The organism is Rhizobium moroccans (assembly GCF_057559155.1).
Map to the genome: position 1 here is coordinate 86,258 of NZ_JBHFJG010000048.1, position 14,745 is coordinate 101,002.

The 14,745-nt window shown below is 62.5% G+C and carries 16 protein-coding genes; 7 read left to right on the forward strand and 9 right to left on the reverse strand.

What is annotated here, in order from left to right; genetic code table 11:
• Positions 1-7 precede the first annotated feature (7 nt).
• Positions 8-421, forward strand: a complete 414-nt coding sequence (locus tag ACE04I_RS23140; protein WP_046794391.1) for a VOC family protein — start codon at positions 8-10, stop codon at positions 419-421.
• A 16-nt stretch (positions 422-437) separates the two neighbouring features.
• Here the strand turns inward: ACE04I_RS23140 and ACE04I_RS23145 are convergent, their stop codons facing one another.
• A complete protein-coding gene (locus ACE04I_RS23145; protein ID WP_046794390.1) occupies positions 438-1,349 on the reverse strand; it encodes a sugar kinase in 912 nt (303 codons plus the stop codon).
• Between the two features lie 145 nt (positions 1,350-1,494).
• Here ACE04I_RS23145 and bglA point away from each other — a divergent pair, with 145 nt between their 5' ends.
• Entirely contained in the window at positions 1,495-3,147 is a 1,653-nt protein-coding gene (gene bglA, locus ACE04I_RS23150; RefSeq protein WP_137326825.1) for a beta-galactosidase BglA, read from the forward strand.
• 88 nt (positions 3,148-3,235) lie between these two features.
• The gene (locus tag ACE04I_RS23155; RefSeq protein ID WP_046794388.1) at positions 3,236-4,078 is read left to right on the forward strand and encodes an APH(6)-I family aminoglycoside O-phosphotransferase; all 843 of its coding nucleotides are present in this window, start codon (positions 3,236-3,238) and stop codon (positions 4,076-4,078) included.
• Here the strand turns inward: ACE04I_RS23155 and ACE04I_RS23160 are convergent.
• Both ACE04I_RS23160 and ACE04I_RS23165 read right to left on the reverse strand, forming a co-directional pair.
• On the reverse strand, positions 4,072-4,806 hold the full coding sequence (locus ACE04I_RS23160; RefSeq protein ID WP_046794387.1) for a GNAT family N-acetyltransferase: 735 nt from the start codon (positions 4,804-4,806) through the stop codon (positions 4,072-4,074). The genes ACE04I_RS23155 and ACE04I_RS23160 overlap by 7 nt on opposite strands.
• Before the next feature lie 13 nt (positions 4,807-4,819).
• A complete protein-coding gene (locus ACE04I_RS23165; protein WP_046794386.1) occupies positions 4,820-5,200 on the reverse strand; it encodes a DUF4087 domain-containing protein in 381 nt (126 codons plus the stop codon).
• A 213-nt stretch (positions 5,201-5,413) separates the two neighbouring features.
• Between ACE04I_RS23165 and ampC the strand changes: the two genes are divergently transcribed.
• Complete coding sequence (gene ampC, locus ACE04I_RS23170; RefSeq protein ID WP_487207638.1) at positions 5,414-6,604, forward strand: class C beta-lactamase; 1,191 nt, start codon at positions 5,414-5,416, stop codon at positions 6,602-6,604.
• 105 nt (positions 6,605-6,709) lie between these two features.
• Positions 6,710-7,111 carry a YybH family protein gene (locus ACE04I_RS23175; RefSeq protein ID WP_046794385.1) on the forward strand — a complete coding sequence of 134 codons (402 nt, stop codon included), beginning with the start codon at positions 6,710-6,712 and terminating at the stop codon, positions 7,109-7,111.
• 6 nt (positions 7,112-7,117) lie between these two features.
• On the opposite strand, the gene ACE04I_RS23180 is transcribed toward ACE04I_RS23175, so the two are convergent.
• On the reverse strand, positions 7,118-7,981 hold the full coding sequence (locus ACE04I_RS23180) for a DMT family transporter (protein ID WP_046794384.1): 864 nt from the start codon (positions 7,979-7,981) through the stop codon (positions 7,118-7,120).
• 86 nt (positions 7,982-8,067) lie between these two features.
• Between ACE04I_RS23180 and ACE04I_RS23185 the strand changes: the two genes are divergently transcribed.
• A complete protein-coding gene (locus ACE04I_RS23185) occupies positions 8,068-9,477 on the forward strand; it encodes an aminotransferase-like domain-containing protein (protein WP_487207639.1) in 1,410 nt (469 codons plus the stop codon).
• A 56-nt stretch (positions 9,478-9,533) separates the two neighbouring features.
• Here ACE04I_RS23185 and ACE04I_RS23190 read toward each other — a convergent pair whose 3' ends face one another.
• From ACE04I_RS23190 to ade, 5 genes are all read right to left on the reverse strand, one after another.
• Positions 9,534-10,775, reverse strand: a complete 1,242-nt coding sequence (locus tag ACE04I_RS23190) for a saccharopine dehydrogenase family protein (protein ID WP_046794382.1) — start codon at positions 10,773-10,775, stop codon at positions 9,534-9,536.
• A gap of 41 nt (positions 10,776-10,816) precedes the next feature.
• Entirely contained in the window at positions 10,817-11,914 is a 1,098-nt protein-coding gene (gene nspC, locus ACE04I_RS23195; RefSeq protein ID WP_046795048.1) for a carboxynorspermidine decarboxylase, read from the reverse strand.
• Between the two features lie 118 nt (positions 11,915-12,032).
• Positions 12,033-12,278, reverse strand: coding sequence for a DUF2442 domain-containing protein (locus ACE04I_RS23200; RefSeq protein ID WP_046794381.1), 246 nt, complete (start codon positions 12,276-12,278; stop codon positions 12,033-12,035).
• Positions 12,259-12,543 carry a DUF4160 domain-containing protein gene (locus ACE04I_RS23205; protein ID WP_245282087.1) on the reverse strand — a complete coding sequence of 95 codons (285 nt, stop codon included), beginning with the start codon at positions 12,541-12,543 and terminating at the stop codon, positions 12,259-12,261. The genes ACE04I_RS23200 and ACE04I_RS23205 overlap by 20 nt, the downstream gene beginning before the upstream one ends.
• Positions 12,540-14,234, reverse strand: coding sequence for an adenine deaminase (ade, locus tag ACE04I_RS23210; RefSeq protein WP_046794380.1), 1,695 nt, complete (start codon positions 14,232-14,234; stop codon positions 12,540-12,542). Before ade ends, ACE04I_RS23205 begins: the two co-directional genes overlap by 4 nt.
• 188 nt (positions 14,235-14,422) lie before the next feature.
• Here ade and ACE04I_RS23215 point away from each other — a divergent pair, with 188 nt between their 5' ends.
• Positions 14,423-14,692 (forward strand): TonB C-terminal domain-containing protein, encoded by a 270-nt coding sequence (locus ACE04I_RS23215; protein ID WP_046794379.1) that lies wholly within the window; start codon positions 14,423-14,425, stop codon positions 14,690-14,692.
• Positions 14,693-14,745: the final 53 nt, after the last annotated feature.

Here is a 14,745-nt window from a genome sequence, read left to right on the forward strand (position 1 = left end):
AATCGAAATGCCGAAAATGATCTTTCTGAACCTGCCGGTGAAGGACATCGCCGCTTCCACCCGCTTCTACGAGGCGATCGGTTGCCGAAAGAACGAGGAGTTCAGCGACGAGAATTCCGCATCGATGGTGTGGTCCGAGACGATCACGTTCCAGCTGCTGGCGGTCGATTATTTCAAGACCTTTACGACCAAGCCGCTTGCAAACTCACGCGAGACGGTGGGCATGCTGATCGCACTGTCGCGCGACAGCCGCGAGGAGGTGGATGCCATCATCGAAGCCGCGGCGGCTGCCGGAGGCAAGGGCGATATCCGCGAGCCGCAGGACATGGGCTTCATGTATCTGCGCAGTTTCGAGGACCCGGATGGCCATGTCTTCGAGGCGGCGTGGATGGATATGAGCGCAGCCGGGGCCAGCGAGTAGCCGCAGGCGGCATGGATCAGCTTGGCAGCAATGCCGGGTTGATGAGCGCGCCGTGGTGGCCGACGACGACGGCCGCCACCGCCGCTCCGTAAGCCGCGGCGTCTTCCGGGGAAGCGCCGCGCACCAGCCGCGACAGGAAGCCGCCGTTGAAGCTGTCGCCGGCGCTGGTGGTATCCACGACATTCTGGACGCCGACCGCCGGCACATGGCTCGTGCCGCCGCCGAAGCTCAGCGTCGCGCCCTCGGCGCCGTTCTTCACCACCACGTTCTCGACGCCCAGCGCGTGATAGCGGGCGATCGTTTCGGCAATCGTGGCATCGCCGAAATGGGCGGTCTCGTCATCGAAGCTCGGCAGGACGAGATTGGCGGCGCGGGCGCCGGCCTCGATCGTCCTCAGCATGTAATCCTTGCCCGGCCAGAGGCGCGGGCGGATGTTCGGATCGAAGACGACACGTTTTCCCGCGGCGCGGGCGCGGCGCAGCTCCGCCAGCAGGGTTTCGACCGCTTCCGGCGCCAGGATGCCGAGCGTGATGCCCGAGAAATAGAGAATATCAGCCGCCTCCAGCGAGCGGCGCAGATGATCAGCATCATCGGCGAGTTTCTTCGCCGCCGCCGTATCGCGCCAGTAGCTGAAGGTGCGCTCGCCGTTCCTGAGCGTGATGAGATAGAGGCCCGGCGTCCTGCCCTCGATCCTGCGGATCGCTTCCGTGCCGATGCCGCCCGCCTTCATGAAGGTGAGCATTTCGGAGGAGAGGGGATCATCGCCGAGCACGGTGAAATAATCGACCGACCATTCGGCGGGCAGGCAGGCGCGGGCATACCACGCGGTGTTGAAGGTATCGCCGGCAAAGCCCTTGCGCAGCAGGCCTTCGCCCGCCTGAGACAGCTCCACCATGCATTCGCCGATCGATAGAAAACGCCCGCCCAATTCCGTTCCTCCACTCACGCCTTCCAGCCGCAATAGGCCGAACTTTGTGCCAAGGCAAGGGAGGAAGGGCGAGTTGCTTTTGAATTGTCTTTCGCGCCCAGAACTCTAGGTTGGAACAGGCGGAGCAGGAAAGGAGACATCGAGAATGGCGACGGAAGCAGGCAGGCAGGTCGATGCGGATTGGTGGCGCGGCGCGGTCATCTATCAGGTCTATCCACGTTCCTTCCAGGATACGACCGGCGACGGGATTGGCGACATCAAGGGCATTACCGCCAGGCTTCCCCATATCGCCTCGCTCGGCGTCGACGCGATCTGGCTTTCGCCCTTCTTCACCTCGCCCATGGCCGACATGGGCTACGATGTTTCCGACTATTGCAATGTCGATCCGATGTTCGGGACGCTCGCCGATTTCGACGAGATGATGGAGGAGGCCCACCGGCACGGTCTCAAGGTCATCATCGACCAGGTGATCTCCCACACTTCCGACCGCCATCCCTGGTTCATCGAAAGCCGCTCGAGCCGCACCAATCCGAAGGCGGACTGGTATGTCTGGGCCGATCCGAAGCCGGATGGGACGGTGCCGAACAACTGGCTTTCGATCTTCGGCGGGCCGGGCTGGGAATGGGACGGCGTGCGCCGGCAATATTACATGCACAATTTCCTGATCTCGCAGCCCGATCTCAACTTCCACAATCCGGAGGTACAGGACGCGCTGCTGGACACGGTGAGGTTCTGGCTGGACCGGGGGGTGGACGGGTTCCGGCTCGACACCGTGAACTACTATTTCCACGACAAGCAGCTTAGGAACAATCCGCCGATGGTCTACGACGCGGCGACGGCGGGGCTGGAATCCGACACCAATCCCTATTCGATGCAGAACCACCTCTACGACAAGAGTCAGCCGGAGAACATCGAGTTCCTGAAGCGGCTGCGGGCGCTGCTCGACAGCTATGGCGGGCGCGCGACGGTGGGCGAGGTGGGCGACGGACCGCGTTCGCTGACGACGCTCGCCATCTATACCAGCGGCAACGACAAGCTGCACATGTGTTACACCTTCGACCTCTTGGGCCCGGCCTTTTCGGCGGCCTATATCCGGCGGGTGATGTCGACGGTGCACGATATCGTCACCAATGGCTGGGTGTGCTGGGCCTTTTCCAACCATGACGTGGTGCGCCACGTGACCCGCTTTGCCAAGTCGGCGGAGGAGCGCGACCGCGTCGCCAAGCTCTCCATCACGCTGCTGACGGTGCTGCGCGGCTCGATCTGCCTCTACCAGGGCGAAGAACTGGGGCTGGCCGAGGCGGAACTCGCCTTCGAGGACCTGCGCGACCCCTACGGCATCCGCTTCTGGCCGGCCTTCAAGGGGCGCGACGGATGCCGCACGCCGATGCCCTGGGAAAGCGGCGAGCCGCATGCCGGCTTCACGGCGGGCTCGAAGACCTGGCTTCCGGTGCCGCAGGACCATGCGGCCCGCGCCGTGGACACCCAGGAGGAGAGAGACGAATCCGTTCTCCACCATTATCGACGGGCGCTCGCTTTCCGGAAGGGGCATCCGCCGCTGATCGACGGCGACATGACCTTCCTCGACACCCATGGCCAGGACCTGCTCGCCTTCGTACGCGAAAAGGGCGGCGAGAAGCTGCTCTTCGTCTTCAATCTGACCCGCGAGCCGCAGGAATTCCGCCTGCCGGAACGGGTGGCGGATTGCCTGCCGGTGTCGATGCCGGATTTCCCGTCGGTGCTCGAAAAGGGCGTGGTGAAGCTCGATGCGCTCGACGTGTTCTGCGCAAGGGTGTGAGGAGCGACGAGCCGCCATTGCGGAGCGCCCAGGCGCTCACTAGCTGTGAGCGGTTGCCATCCAAGATAAAGCGTATTCCGAGCAGATCATGACGCCTGTTTTCCCGTCCCATTGGAACATCACCGATCCCTCCCTGATCGCCGACACTTTTTCGAGCCGCATCTGGAAAGTCCGACTGGCGGACGGCTCGCCGGCGATCATCAAGGATCTGAAACCCATCGAGGACATTGCCGACGAGCTGCGCGGCGCCGATTACCTCGCGTGGCGCAACGGCAAGGGAGCCGCTCGGCTGCTCGGCCGGGAGAAGAACAGCATGCTTCTCGAATATGCCGGCGAGCGCATGCTTTCCCATGTGGTCGCGGACGAAGGGGACAACCAGGCGACGGAGATAGCGGCTGAGCTTGCTGTCGAGCTCCACGCGCCGTCGGGTGAGCCCCTGCCGTCCGCCTTGCTTCCCGTCAGGGATCGCTTCGAGGCACTGTTCGAGCGGGCGCGGCAGGATCAGGCGGCGGGTCTGAAGACCGACTATGTGCAGGCGGCCGCGATCGCCGACCGGCTCTTTTCCGATGCGCGCGACATCACGGGGCTGCACGGCGACCTGCACCACGAGAACATCCTGCTCTCCGAGCGCGGCTGGGTGGTGATCGATCCCGTCGGGCTCGTGGGGGAGGTCGGCTTCGGCGTCGCGAACATGTTCTATGATCCGGCGAGCCGGGATGACCTTTGCCTCGACCCTCAAAGGGTGGCGCAAATGGCGGATGCCTTTTCGCGCGCATTGTCTCTGGACCCGCGCCGCCTGCTCGATCAGGCCTATGCCTATGGCTGCCTCTCGGCGGCCTGGAACGCGGGCGACGGCGGCGGCACTGACGAGGAGCGCCGCGACCTGGCGATCGCAGCCGTCATCCGGCAGGTGCGAAGCGCCGATTACTGAGCGGTTATCCGCAGGCTTGCGCCACGAAGCCGAAGTCCGAGGCGGGCGGCGACGCGCTGCGAGGAGATGTTGCCGCGGTCCGTGCTGTAGAAAAGAGTGCGGGATCGAAGCGAAGGCAGGCGTGACCAGCCGGCGGTCGCCGCCGCGGCGTGGCCTTGCCCCCTGAAGGCCTTGGCCGTTACCAGACCGAGTTCCGCCCCGACATCCGACAGCCGGGCGGCGAACGCGATGGATGCGATTTCACCGCCGGCGATGGCGACGCACCAGGGTTGCCAGAAATCATCCACGCCGTGGAAGCCAAGCTCACGCAGGCTCTCGGGCATCCCGGTCTGAGACAGGGATCGAGCAAGTTCGCGGCCCTCCTCGGAATCGCTGCCGATCAGCCGAGCGCCCGTCGCGTAGGACAGTCCATTCGGCAGTTCGTAGATGAGGCCGAAATTGTGGGCGACCGGAGTGTGGCTCCCCAATAGGGACAGATAGCGTTCGAGATGCTTCGGGTTTGCCGGATGGAGAAATGGGGGCTCGTCGGCCGCCAGGCTTTCCAGTTCGGTGACGATATCGTCGGGCAGATCGGCGTGCAGGCCGAAGACATTTCCTTCCTCGCATCCGGAGAGCCAGAGCCGAGGACCGGGCGAATTGTCCGGATCGTTCTCGCGCTCGATGCGCCCGTCACCCGTCAATCGGAAAAGCGTGCGATAATCGGTTTTCAGCCAGTCGATTCCAAGCATGGCCCTGGGGTCACTACGGCTTGGGCAAGGTCTTGTCGTTCCTGCAGGCCGAAAGCGGTTTTATCTTTCCCGAATAGACCCTGGTGATCCGCTCCTGTTTGGCATTCGTATCCACGACCAGGCAGGCGCAGCCGTAGCCATAGCCGGTGCCGGGCACGTTGGTTTCGACGAATTGCTTGCTGTCGAAATCCGGCGTCTTTTCCGCACCGACCGCATCCGGGCCGGCAGCTTCGGCCTGCGAGGTGATGGTCCAGGTGGCGTCCTTGTCGGTCAGCCAGAGATTGCCGGGCGTCGGCATCTGGTACCAGCCGCATCGGTTTTCGGCGGCATGCAGGCTGCCGGCCGGCAGCCCCAAGACCATTGCCAACAGGAGGGAATGGAACGACTTCGCCATGAATTGGTGCTCCGCGCCGTGTGATCGGCCATTATCCAACGCCAGAAACTGTTCCAAGTCAAAGAGGAGGTTGGGATATGGTGTTCCAAATTTTTCTAATGGCTCCTTCGAGATATCGTCGTTTGTGAGCGTGGAAATGGCAACGTAGACGAAGGCGCATGGGGCGGGGCTCTCACCTCGGCGACACCGCGAACAGACAAGGAAGAAGACAGGATGAAAAGAGAGATAAAAGTCGAATCTGGGGCTGTGACGGCGGCCCTGCTGTCCTTCACCGTCGCGGCGTTCGGCAGTTCCGGTCATGCTCTTGCAGCGAGCGAGGCGGACCGGATTGCCGCCATCGTGGACAAGGCCATCGAGCCGGCGATGAAGGAGCACGGCGTTCCCGGCATGGCGGTCGCCGTCACCATCGATGGCAGGCGCTATTTCAGGAATTACGGCCTCGCTTCGAAGGAAGGGAACATGCCGGTCACGGAAGATACGCTCTTCGAACTCGGCTCTGTCAGCAAGACCTTTACCGCGACGCTCGGCGCCTATGCGCATGTGACCGGAAAGCTGTCGCTGGAGGATCATGCGGGCAAATACATTCCGGAGCTCGAAGGAAGCGCGATCGACAAGGCGACGCTGCTTCACCTCGCCACCTATACGGCCGGCGGGCTGCCGCTGCAGTTTCCCGACGAGGTGGGGACCGACAAGCAGATGCGCGCCTATTTCAAGCGGTGGAAGCCGGCCGCTGCGCCGGGCGAGCAGCGCCGCTATTCCAACCCGAGCATCGGATTTTTCGGGCATATTACCGGGATTGCCATGGGGCGGGATTTCCGGGAGGCGATGGAAGGGGAACTCTTCCCCAAGCTTGGGCTCAGCCACAGCTATATCACGGTGCCGAGCGCGGCGATGAAGGATTATGCCTGGGGTCACAACAAGGCCGGCAAGCCGGTGCGGGTCAATCCCGGCATGTTCGCGGCGGAGGCCTACGGCGTGAAATCCTCGACCTCCGACATGGTACGCTTCGTGGAGGCGAATATCGAGCCGGGCAAGCTCGACGGTGCCGTCGCCCAAGCCGTGGAAGGAACGCATGTCGGCTATTTCCGGGTCGGTGAGATGGTGCAGGGGCTCGGCTGGGAGCAATATCCCTACCCGGTGACATTGGAGCGCCTGCTTGCCGGCAATGCCCAGACCATGGCCATGGACGCCCATGCGGCAAAGGCATTGACGCCCCCGCAGCAGCCGGTGCCCGCAACACTCTACAACAAGACCGGTTCGACGGGCGGCTTCGGCGCTTACGTCGCCTTCGTGCCGGAAGAGAAGATCGGCATCGTCATGCTGGCGAACCGGAACCTTCCGATACCGGCGCGCATCAAGGCCGCGCACGCCATACTGGAGCAGCTTGCCGGGCAGACGGAGTAGCGGCGGCGGAACGATCGCCCTACCTATCCGTTCCACGGGGCACGGGAGCGCCGCCAGGCGGCGTTCCCGTCGAAGCGGTGAGGATCGGCGAACGGGAGGGCCACGATGACCGACGATTTCCACGTCTTCATTCAGAAACGCAAGGAAGCGGCGCGCGCCTATGTCAACGGCGATGCCGGGCCGCTGGAAGAGATCGCCGCCAGGGATTTCCAGGCGAGCTTCTTCCATCCGCGCGGCGCCGTGGTCGAGGGCGCCGAGCAGGTGCTGGCGCGCTATGTCGAGGATGCGGCAAGCTTCAGCACGGGCAGCGAAAGCGACCTGGAGATCATCCACATGGGCCATGACGGCAAGATCGGCTACTGGGTGGGCTATCAGAACGCCACGGCGCGGCTGAAGGGACAGCCCGAACCGGTGCCGATGCGGCTGCGCGTGACCGAGATCTTCCGCCGCGCCGATGGCCAGTGGCAGCTCGTTCACCGCCACGCCGACATGGCGGATAAATCCTGATCTGGACTATCTCCCGTATTTGCGGGCACCCGCCACGCAGAGAATGACCGCCACGGTGACGGCGAACATCAGCGGAGTGACGGTCTCGTTCAGCAAGGTTGCCGCGAGCGCCAGCCCGAAGAACGGCTGCAATAGCTGCAATTGGCCGACGGTGGCGATGCCGCCCTGGGCCAGCCCGCGATACCAGAACACGAAGCCGATCAGCATGCTGAAGAGCGAGACATAGGCAAGGCCCAGCAGGGCGGGAGCCTGGATGCCGGCAAAGGTCGCGGGCATGGTGAAGATGGTTATGAGGACCATCAGCGGCAGAGAGAGCACGAGAGCCCAGGAAATGACCTGCCAGCCGCCGAGTGTGCGCGAGAGCTTCGCGCCTTCGGCATAGCCGAGGCCGCAGACGATGATCGCCGCCAGCATCAGCGCATCGCCGAGCGGCGCGGCGGTGACGCCCTGCGCGAGTGCGAAACCGACGACCAGTGTGCTTCCCAATATGGAAAACAGCCAGAAAGCCGGCTTAGGCCGCTCACCGCCGCGAATGACGCCGAAAATGGCCGTGGCCAGGGGTAACAGGCCGACGAAGACGATGGAATGGGCGGTGGTCACGTGCTGCAGCGCCAGTGCGGTCAACAGCGGAAAGCCGACCACGACGCCCAATGCCACCACCACCAGTGAGGCGATATCGCGCGGGGCGGGGCGTTTCTCCCTGAAGATCAGGACCAGCGCAAGGGCCAGGAGCCCGGCGATCGCCGCCCGCGCGACCGTGAGGAACACCGGATCGAACTGCATGACCGCCACGCGGGTGGCGGGAAGCGATCCGCTGAAGATCACCACGCCGATAAAACCATTGATCCATCCGGCTGCTGCACGGTCCATAGGGCACTCCATCATTACAGCCGTCCTTATCGGCAGGGACGGATGGTTTCGCCAGCCACAGTCTGATACGGTTTCGGCGAACTGTTATGGTGAAGGTGGCAATACAGATGAGCGAAGGCACGCGGGTCGCAATGGTCATGGCGACGATCGGGCAGCGGATTTCGGGGCGCAATCTGACGCCCGGCGCCAAGCTGCCGTCGCTTCGGCAGCTGGCCGTCACGCTGAAGGTCTCGACCTCGACCGTGGTGGAGGCCTATGAGCGCCTGGTGGCCGAAGGGGCGATCGTTTCCAGGCCCGGCTCCGGCTTCTACGTGGCCAACCAGGCGGCGCCGTTTTCGCTTGCCGAGGCGGGGCCGAAGCTCGACCGCGCCGTCGATCCTTTCTGGGTATCCCGGCAGTCGCTGGAGGCGGGTGACGGCGGTCTCAAACCGGGCTGCGGGTGGCTGCCGTCCTCGTGGTTTCCGGAGGAGAGCATTCGCCGGGGGCTCAGAACCCTTTCGCGCGCGAAAAGTCCGGTGCTGGCCGATTACGGCACGCCGCTCGGATTGCCGCCGCTTCGCCAGCTCATTGCCCGGCGCATGGCGGAGCGGGGGATAGAGGCGTCTCCGGATCAGATCATGCTGACCGAATCCGGAACCCAGGCGATCGACCTTCTCTGCCGGTTCTTCCTCGAACCCGGCGATACGGTGCTGGTGGACGACCCGTGCTATTTCAATTTCCATGCCCTGCTCAGGGCCCACCGGGCCAAGATCGTCGGCGTTCCCTACACGCCCTCGGGGCCGAATATCGAGGCTTTCAGCCGGACGGTGAGCGAACACCGGCCCCGCCTCTACATCACGAATTCCGCCATTCACAACCCGACGGGGGCGGTGCTTTCCCCGGTGACGGCGCACCGGGTTCTCAAGCTTGCCGACCAGTTCGGCCTCACCATCATCGAGGACGACATCTTCGCCGATTTCGAGCACACGGCCGCGCCGCGGCTGGCGGCCTTCGACGGCTTGGAGTGCGTCATCCATATCGGCAGCTTTTCCAAGACCCTTTCCGCTTCGGCGCGATGCGGGTTCGTGGCAGCCAGGCCGGAATGGATCGAAGGCCTGACAGACCTCAAGATCGCGACGACCTTCGGCGGGGGAAGGCTGAATGCGGAGCTGGTGCTGAACGTCTTGAGCGACGGCAGCTATCGCAAACACGTGGAGGCTCTTCGGAGCCGCCTTTCCCAGGCGATGTTCGAGGTTTCGGCAAGATTGAGGAGCCTGGGGATAGTTCCCTGGCTGGAGCCTCAGGCAGGCATGTTCCTCTGGTGCCGGCTGCCGGACGATGCCGACGCGGCGGATGTGGCGCGTGCCGCACTGGAAAGGAACATCGTGCTGGCGCCCGGAAACGCTTTCAGCCTGTCGCAATCGGCCGGAAACTTCATGCGCTTCAACGTTTCGCAGACGCTCGATCCGCGCATCTTCGAGGTGCTGCGCCTGGCGCTTCCGCGGGGAAGGGGCTGAAACGAAAAAGCCCGCGAGGATGCTCGCGGGCTTCGCTTGTTCCAGGCAGTAAGGGCCTACGAGAAGTTCAGCTCCCGCTCGCCCTGTTCGTCGCGGATATAGGTCTGCAGGCCGATGCGGTTGAGGATGTTGAGGAAGGGCTTGGGGGGCAGTTCCTCGACATTCGCCATCTTCTTCACGTCCCACTCACCGGTCGCGACCAGCATGGCGGCGGCAACCGGCGGAACGCCGGCGGTGTAGGAGATGCCCTGGGAGCCCACTTCGTTATAGGCTTCCTTGTGGTCCGCGACGTTATAGATGAAGACTTCGCGCTCCTTGCCGTCCTTGATGCCCTTCACGAAATCACCGATGCAGGTCTTGCCCTCGTATTCGGGCGCGAGCGATGCGGGATCGGGCAGGCAGGCCTTGACGACCTTGAGCGGCACGACTTCCGAGCCATCCGCCAGCCTGACCGGCTGCTCGGAGAGGAGGCCGATGTTCTTCAAGACTGTGAAGACGTTGATGTAGTGATCGCCGAAGCCCATCCAGAAGCGCACGTCGGCGCCATCCATGTTCTTGGCGAGCGAATGCACTTCGTCGTGGCCGCAGAGATAGGCGCGGCGGGTGCCGACGACCGGCAGATCGTAATCCTTGCCGATCTCGAACATCTTGTTCACCTGCCACTGGCCCTTCTGCCAGGAATAGACGACACCGGTGAACTCGCGGAAGTTGATTTCCGGATCGAAGTTGGTGGCGAAATACTTGCCGTGGCTGCCGGCGTTGATATCGACGATATCGACGTCGGTCACCTTGTCGAGATAGTCGTCCTTGGCCAGACGCGCATAGGCGTTGACGACGCCCGGATCGAAGCCGGCGCCGAGGATGGCGGTGATGCTCTTTTCCTCGCATTCGGCGGCGCGCTTCCACTCGTAGTTACCGTACCACGGCGGGGTCTCGCAGATCTTGTTCGGTTCTTCGTGGATCGCCGTGTCGATATAGGCGACGCCGGTGTCCATGCAGGCGCGCAAGACCGACATGTTCAAGAAGGCGGTGCCGACATTGATGACGATCTCGGACCTGGTCGACTTGATGAGCGCTTTGGTGGCCTCGATGTTGAGCGCGTCGAGCGCATGGGCTTCCAGCACGCCCGGTTGTTTCATCGCCTTCTTCTCGTGCACGGAGGCGACGATGGCATCGCATTTCGTCCTGGTGCGCGAGGCGATATGGATGTCGCCGAGGACATCGTTGTTCTGGGCGCATTTATGCGCAACCACCTGGGCGACGCCGCCGGCGCCGATGATGAGCACGTTCTTCTTCATGATGGGGACCAACTCCTTATGTCCAATCGTCAGAAGCCTCTTCACGAGAGGCTTTGTTCGTAGTCCGCGTAATCGAATTCACGGACCGTTCTGAGGCTGCCATCCAGTTCCCGGATGGCGATTGCCGGCATTTTCACGCCGTTAAACCAGTTTTTCTTGACCATCGTGTAACCGGCGGCATCCTGGATCGAGATGCGGTCGCCGACCTTCAGTTCTTCGGGGAAGTCGAACTCCCCGAAGATGTCCCCGGCAAGACAGGACTTGCCGCAGACCATGTAACGATGTGGTCCCTGGTTGGGGGAGACCTTTGCGTTCTCACGATAGATCAGAAGATCCAGCATGTGCGCTTCGATGGACGAATCCACCACGACAAGGTCCTTGCCGTTATAGAGCTTGTCGAGCACGGTGACTTCCAGCGTGGTCGACTTGGTGATCGAGGCCTCGCCGGGCTCGAGATAGACCTGCACGCCGTATTTTTCCGAAAAGGCTTTCAGCCGGTCGCAGAAGGCATCGATCGGATAGCCTTCGCCGGTGAAATGGATACCGCCGCCGAGGCTCACCCATTCGGCTTTCTTGAGAAGCGGCCCGAACTTCTCCTCGATCTGGCCGAGCATGCGGTCGAACAGGGCGAAATCGCTGTTCTCGCAGTTGTTGTGGATCATGAAGCCGCTGATCTTGTCCATGACCTTCTCGACCTTGGCGACATCCCATTCGCCGAGCCGGGAGAAGGGCCGGGCGGGATCGGCAAGGTCGAAGCTCGATGAGCTCACCTGCGGGTTGAGGCGCAGTCCGCGAACGATGCCGGAGGCCTTGACCGCAAAGCGCTCGAGCTGGGCGATCGAATTGAAGATGATCTTGTCGGCGTGGCTGATGACCTCGTCGATCTCGTAATCCGCATAGGCGACGCTATAGGCATGCGTCTCCTTGCCGAAGCGCTCATGGCCGAGGCGCACTTCATTCAGCGAGGACGAGGTGGTGCCGTCCATGAAGTCTCGCATGAAATCGAAGACCGACCAGGTGGCGAAACATTTCAGGGCCAGCAGCGCCTTGGCGCCCGATTTCTCGCGGACATAGGCGATCTTCTCCATGTTGCGGAGGAGCTTCGTCTTATCGATCAGGTAATAGGGCGTTTGCAGCATCTCGTCGGCCTTCACGTCTTAGGTGCGGGTTTCGATAGGATGCGGGGGTATTGCCCCACCCGGCCGTCATCTTCAAGACCCGAGAGGGCAAGAATGTCGGATGAGAACGCTGAGCGGTTTATGCTGCGGGCCGCTTTACGGTCCTGTCGCCGCGGCCTTTCAGAAGGCCGGCTATGGAAATGTCTTCATCAAGCTCATCCCAGTGAATGCCGCCGGGGCTGAGTTCGAATTTTTCGCGGTCGCTGGGCTTGGCGAGAAGCAGGCGGGGGAACCAAGCGAGAGGCACCCCGAGGGTGCGGCCGTCGGTGAGCGACACCCACATCGTATCTTCGTCGAATTTCACGTCAGTCGCCGAAATGTTCATGCCATGCCTGCCGAATAAGTACGCGATTGTCGATCACTAACCGGATGATAGCAGAGAGCTCCTTGCTATTGAAGCCTTGGCTATCGGCCACTCCGATGGTCGGCTCCAACCAGATTTTTGCATTGGCTCCGCTGCCGCGAACATGGATGTGAATAGGCTCTCGGGGATCGCCTTCGTTGGAATAGAAAAAGAAATTTAGATTCCCCGAGCGGAAGACACAGGCATTTCGAATCTTGCCCCCCTCCAGGCTTGCGGTGAAACTCAAATCAGCTCGAACCGATCCACATCCACCATGCCCCGGTCTGAAATCTTCAGGTGCGGGATAACGGGGAGCGGCAGGAAGGCGACCTGCAGGAAGGGCTCTTCCAGAGTCGTTCCAAGGGCATAGGCGGCTTTTCTCAAGTGATGCAGCGTGTCGCGCACGGTCTCGTAGGGTTCGAGGCTCATGAGGCCGGCGACGGGTAGGGCGATCTCGCCGGTCACCCTGCCGTCCTCCACCACCACGAAGCCGCCATGGATTTCGGAAAGCCGATTGGCGGCGAGCGCCATGTCGTCCTCGTTGACGCCGACGACGCAGATATTGTGGCTGTCATGTCCGACGGTGGAGGCGATCGCGCCCTTCTTCAGCCCGAAGCCCTGCACGAAACCATTGGCGTGATTGCCGTTCTTTCCGTGGCGCTCGATGACGGCGACCTTGATGATGTCACGGGAAAGATCGACCACGGTCTGGTTGCCGGAGGAGGGTAGCCGGTAGCGGCGATGCTCGGTGATGATCTTTCCGGGCATCACGCCGATCACCGGCGTTTCGCCCTCGGTCGCCGGCACGCCGAAATGCATGGCCTGGACCGGCCGCGCCTTGACGCTGTCGAGGCCGACGGGGCTGACGGCCCCACGCGTCGCGAAGAGTTCGTCCGTCACCTTGCGGCCGGCGGAGAAGACGATCTCCGCCTTGCAGTTTTCAAGGCTGTCGATGACGACAAGATCGGCACGCCAGCCCGGCGCGACGAGGCCGCGGTCGCGCAGACCGAAGGCGCGGGCAGCCGAAATCGAGGCGGCGCGATAGACCGCGAGCGGTTCGACGCCGTCCGCGATCGCCGTGCGGATCATGTAATCGAGGTGACCCTGCTCGGCGATGTCGAGCGGATTGCGGTCGTCGGTGCAGAGCGCGATGAAGGGCGACAGCCGCTCCGTGATGATTGGCATCAGCGCGTGAAGGTCCTTGGAGACGGAGCCCTCGCGGACGAGGATGTGCATGCCCTTGCGGATCTTTTCGAGCGCCTCTTCAGCCGTCGTGCATTCGTGCTCGGTGCGGATGCCGGCGGCGAGATAGCCGTTGAGGTCCTTGCCGGAGAGGAGTGGGGCGTGACCGTCGATATGGTCGCCGTAGAAGGCTTCGAGCTTGGCGAGGCAGACCGGGTCCTTATGGATGACGCCGGGGAAATTCATGAACTCGGCAAGGCCGATGACCTTCGGATGATCGCGGTAGGGCAGGAGCTTTTCGATGGGCAGATCGGCGCCCGCCGTCTCCAGATGCGTGGCCGGCACGCAGGAGGAAAGTTGAACGCGGATGTCCATGATAGTTTCGAGCGCGGAATCGAGGAAAAATTCGATGCCCTCGGTACCGATGACATTGGCAATCTCATGCGGATCGCAGATCGCAGTCGTCACGCCATAGGGGAGCACGCAGCGGTCGAATTCATGCGGGGTGACCAGCGAGCTTTCGATATGCAGATGCGTGTCGATGAAGCCAGGCACGACGATCCTGCCGGAAATGTCGATTTCGGTCTTGCCGGAATAGCTGCCGCAGGTGCCGACGATGCGGTCGCCGGAGATGGCAATGTCGGAGGCGACCAGTTCGCCGGTGACGAGATCGAAGAACTTGCCACCCTTCAGGACGATATCCGCCGGTTCGCGGCCGGTGCCCTGGTCGATGAGGGTTTCAAGTCGGGTGTTCATGGCGTCTTTCCTGTTTTTCGATTCTCCCCAGTCTAGGAAGGAAAAGACCTGAGTTGAAGATCAGCGATCGCTGATTTCCGACTTGGCAGCGGCAGGCCGAAGAAAAATCAGAAGTTGCATCGGCGCATCTTCTCCGCGCTGCGGCTCTTCGCTATGGCTTTTCGAAATTGGGCGCAGGGGGAAACTTTATGAAAAATCTGGCCGCATTTGCCTTGGCGGTGTTTGTCTTGGCCGGCTGCAATACAAAAAAGGACGCTATGGTGGCGCTCCATACGGACGCTCAGGGAAAATTGAGCCGGGTCGTCGTGGTGAGATCGACGGGCGACAAGACGGCCGACGACCTCGTAAAAAGAGCCGCGATAAAACAATTCCGGCGGCAGGTTCCCGAGCCGAAGAAGAACGGGAGTTACCGAGTGCCTGCAAAGGTCGAACTGCCGCCCGCGCCGTATTGGCAATGAACGTTACGTGATCGCATCCGGAAGGCAGAACGGGCGCCCGAGGGCGCCCGTCG

Bases quoted from the DNA above. Each gene is read 5' to 3' on its own strand.
- ACE04I_RS23185 (WP_487207639.1), top strand. From the start codon at position 8,068: ATGGTGAAGGTGGCAATACAGATGAGCGAAGGCACGCGGGTCGCAATG.
- ACE04I_RS23190 (WP_046794382.1), bottom strand. From the start codon at position 10,775: ATGAAGAAGAACGTGCTCATCATCGGCGCCGGCGGCGTCGCCCAGGTG.
- ACE04I_RS23215 (WP_046794379.1), top strand. From the start codon at position 14,423: ATGAAAAATCTGGCCGCATTTGCCTTGGCGGTGTTTGTCTTGGCCGGC.
- bglA (WP_137326825.1), top strand. From the start codon at position 1,495: ATGGCGACGGAAGCAGGCAGGCAGGTCGATGCGGATTGGTGGCGCGGC.
- ACE04I_RS23165 (WP_046794386.1), bottom strand. From the start codon at position 5,200: ATGGCGAAGTCGTTCCATTCCCTCCTGTTGGCAATGGTCTTGGGGCTG.
- ade (WP_046794380.1), bottom strand. From the start codon at position 14,234: ATGAACACCCGACTTGAAACCCTCATCGACCAGGGCACCGGCCGCGAA.
- ACE04I_RS23160 (WP_046794387.1), bottom strand. From the start codon at position 4,806: ATGCTTGGAATCGACTGGCTGAAAACCGATTATCGCACGCTTTTCCGA.
- ACE04I_RS23180 (WP_046794384.1), bottom strand. From the start codon at position 7,981: ATGGACCGTGCAGCAGCCGGATGGATCAATGGTTTTATCGGCGTGGTG.
- ACE04I_RS23175 (WP_046794385.1), top strand. From the start codon at position 6,710: ATGACCGACGATTTCCACGTCTTCATTCAGAAACGCAAGGAAGCGGCG.
- ampC (WP_487207638.1), top strand. From the start codon at position 5,414: ATGAAAAGAGAGATAAAAGTCGAATCTGGGGCTGTGACGGCGGCCCTG.
- ACE04I_RS23140 (WP_046794391.1), top strand. From the start codon at position 8: ATGCCGAAAATGATCTTTCTGAACCTGCCGGTGAAGGACATCGCCGCT.
- ACE04I_RS23200 (WP_046794381.1), bottom strand. From the start codon at position 12,278: ATGAACATTTCGGCGACTGACGTGAAATTCGACGAAGATACGATGTGG.
- nspC (WP_046795048.1), bottom strand. From the start codon at position 11,914: ATGCTGCAAACGCCCTATTACCTGATCGATAAGACGAAGCTCCTCCGC.
- ACE04I_RS23155 (WP_046794388.1), top strand. From the start codon at position 3,236: ATGACGCCTGTTTTCCCGTCCCATTGGAACATCACCGATCCCTCCCTG.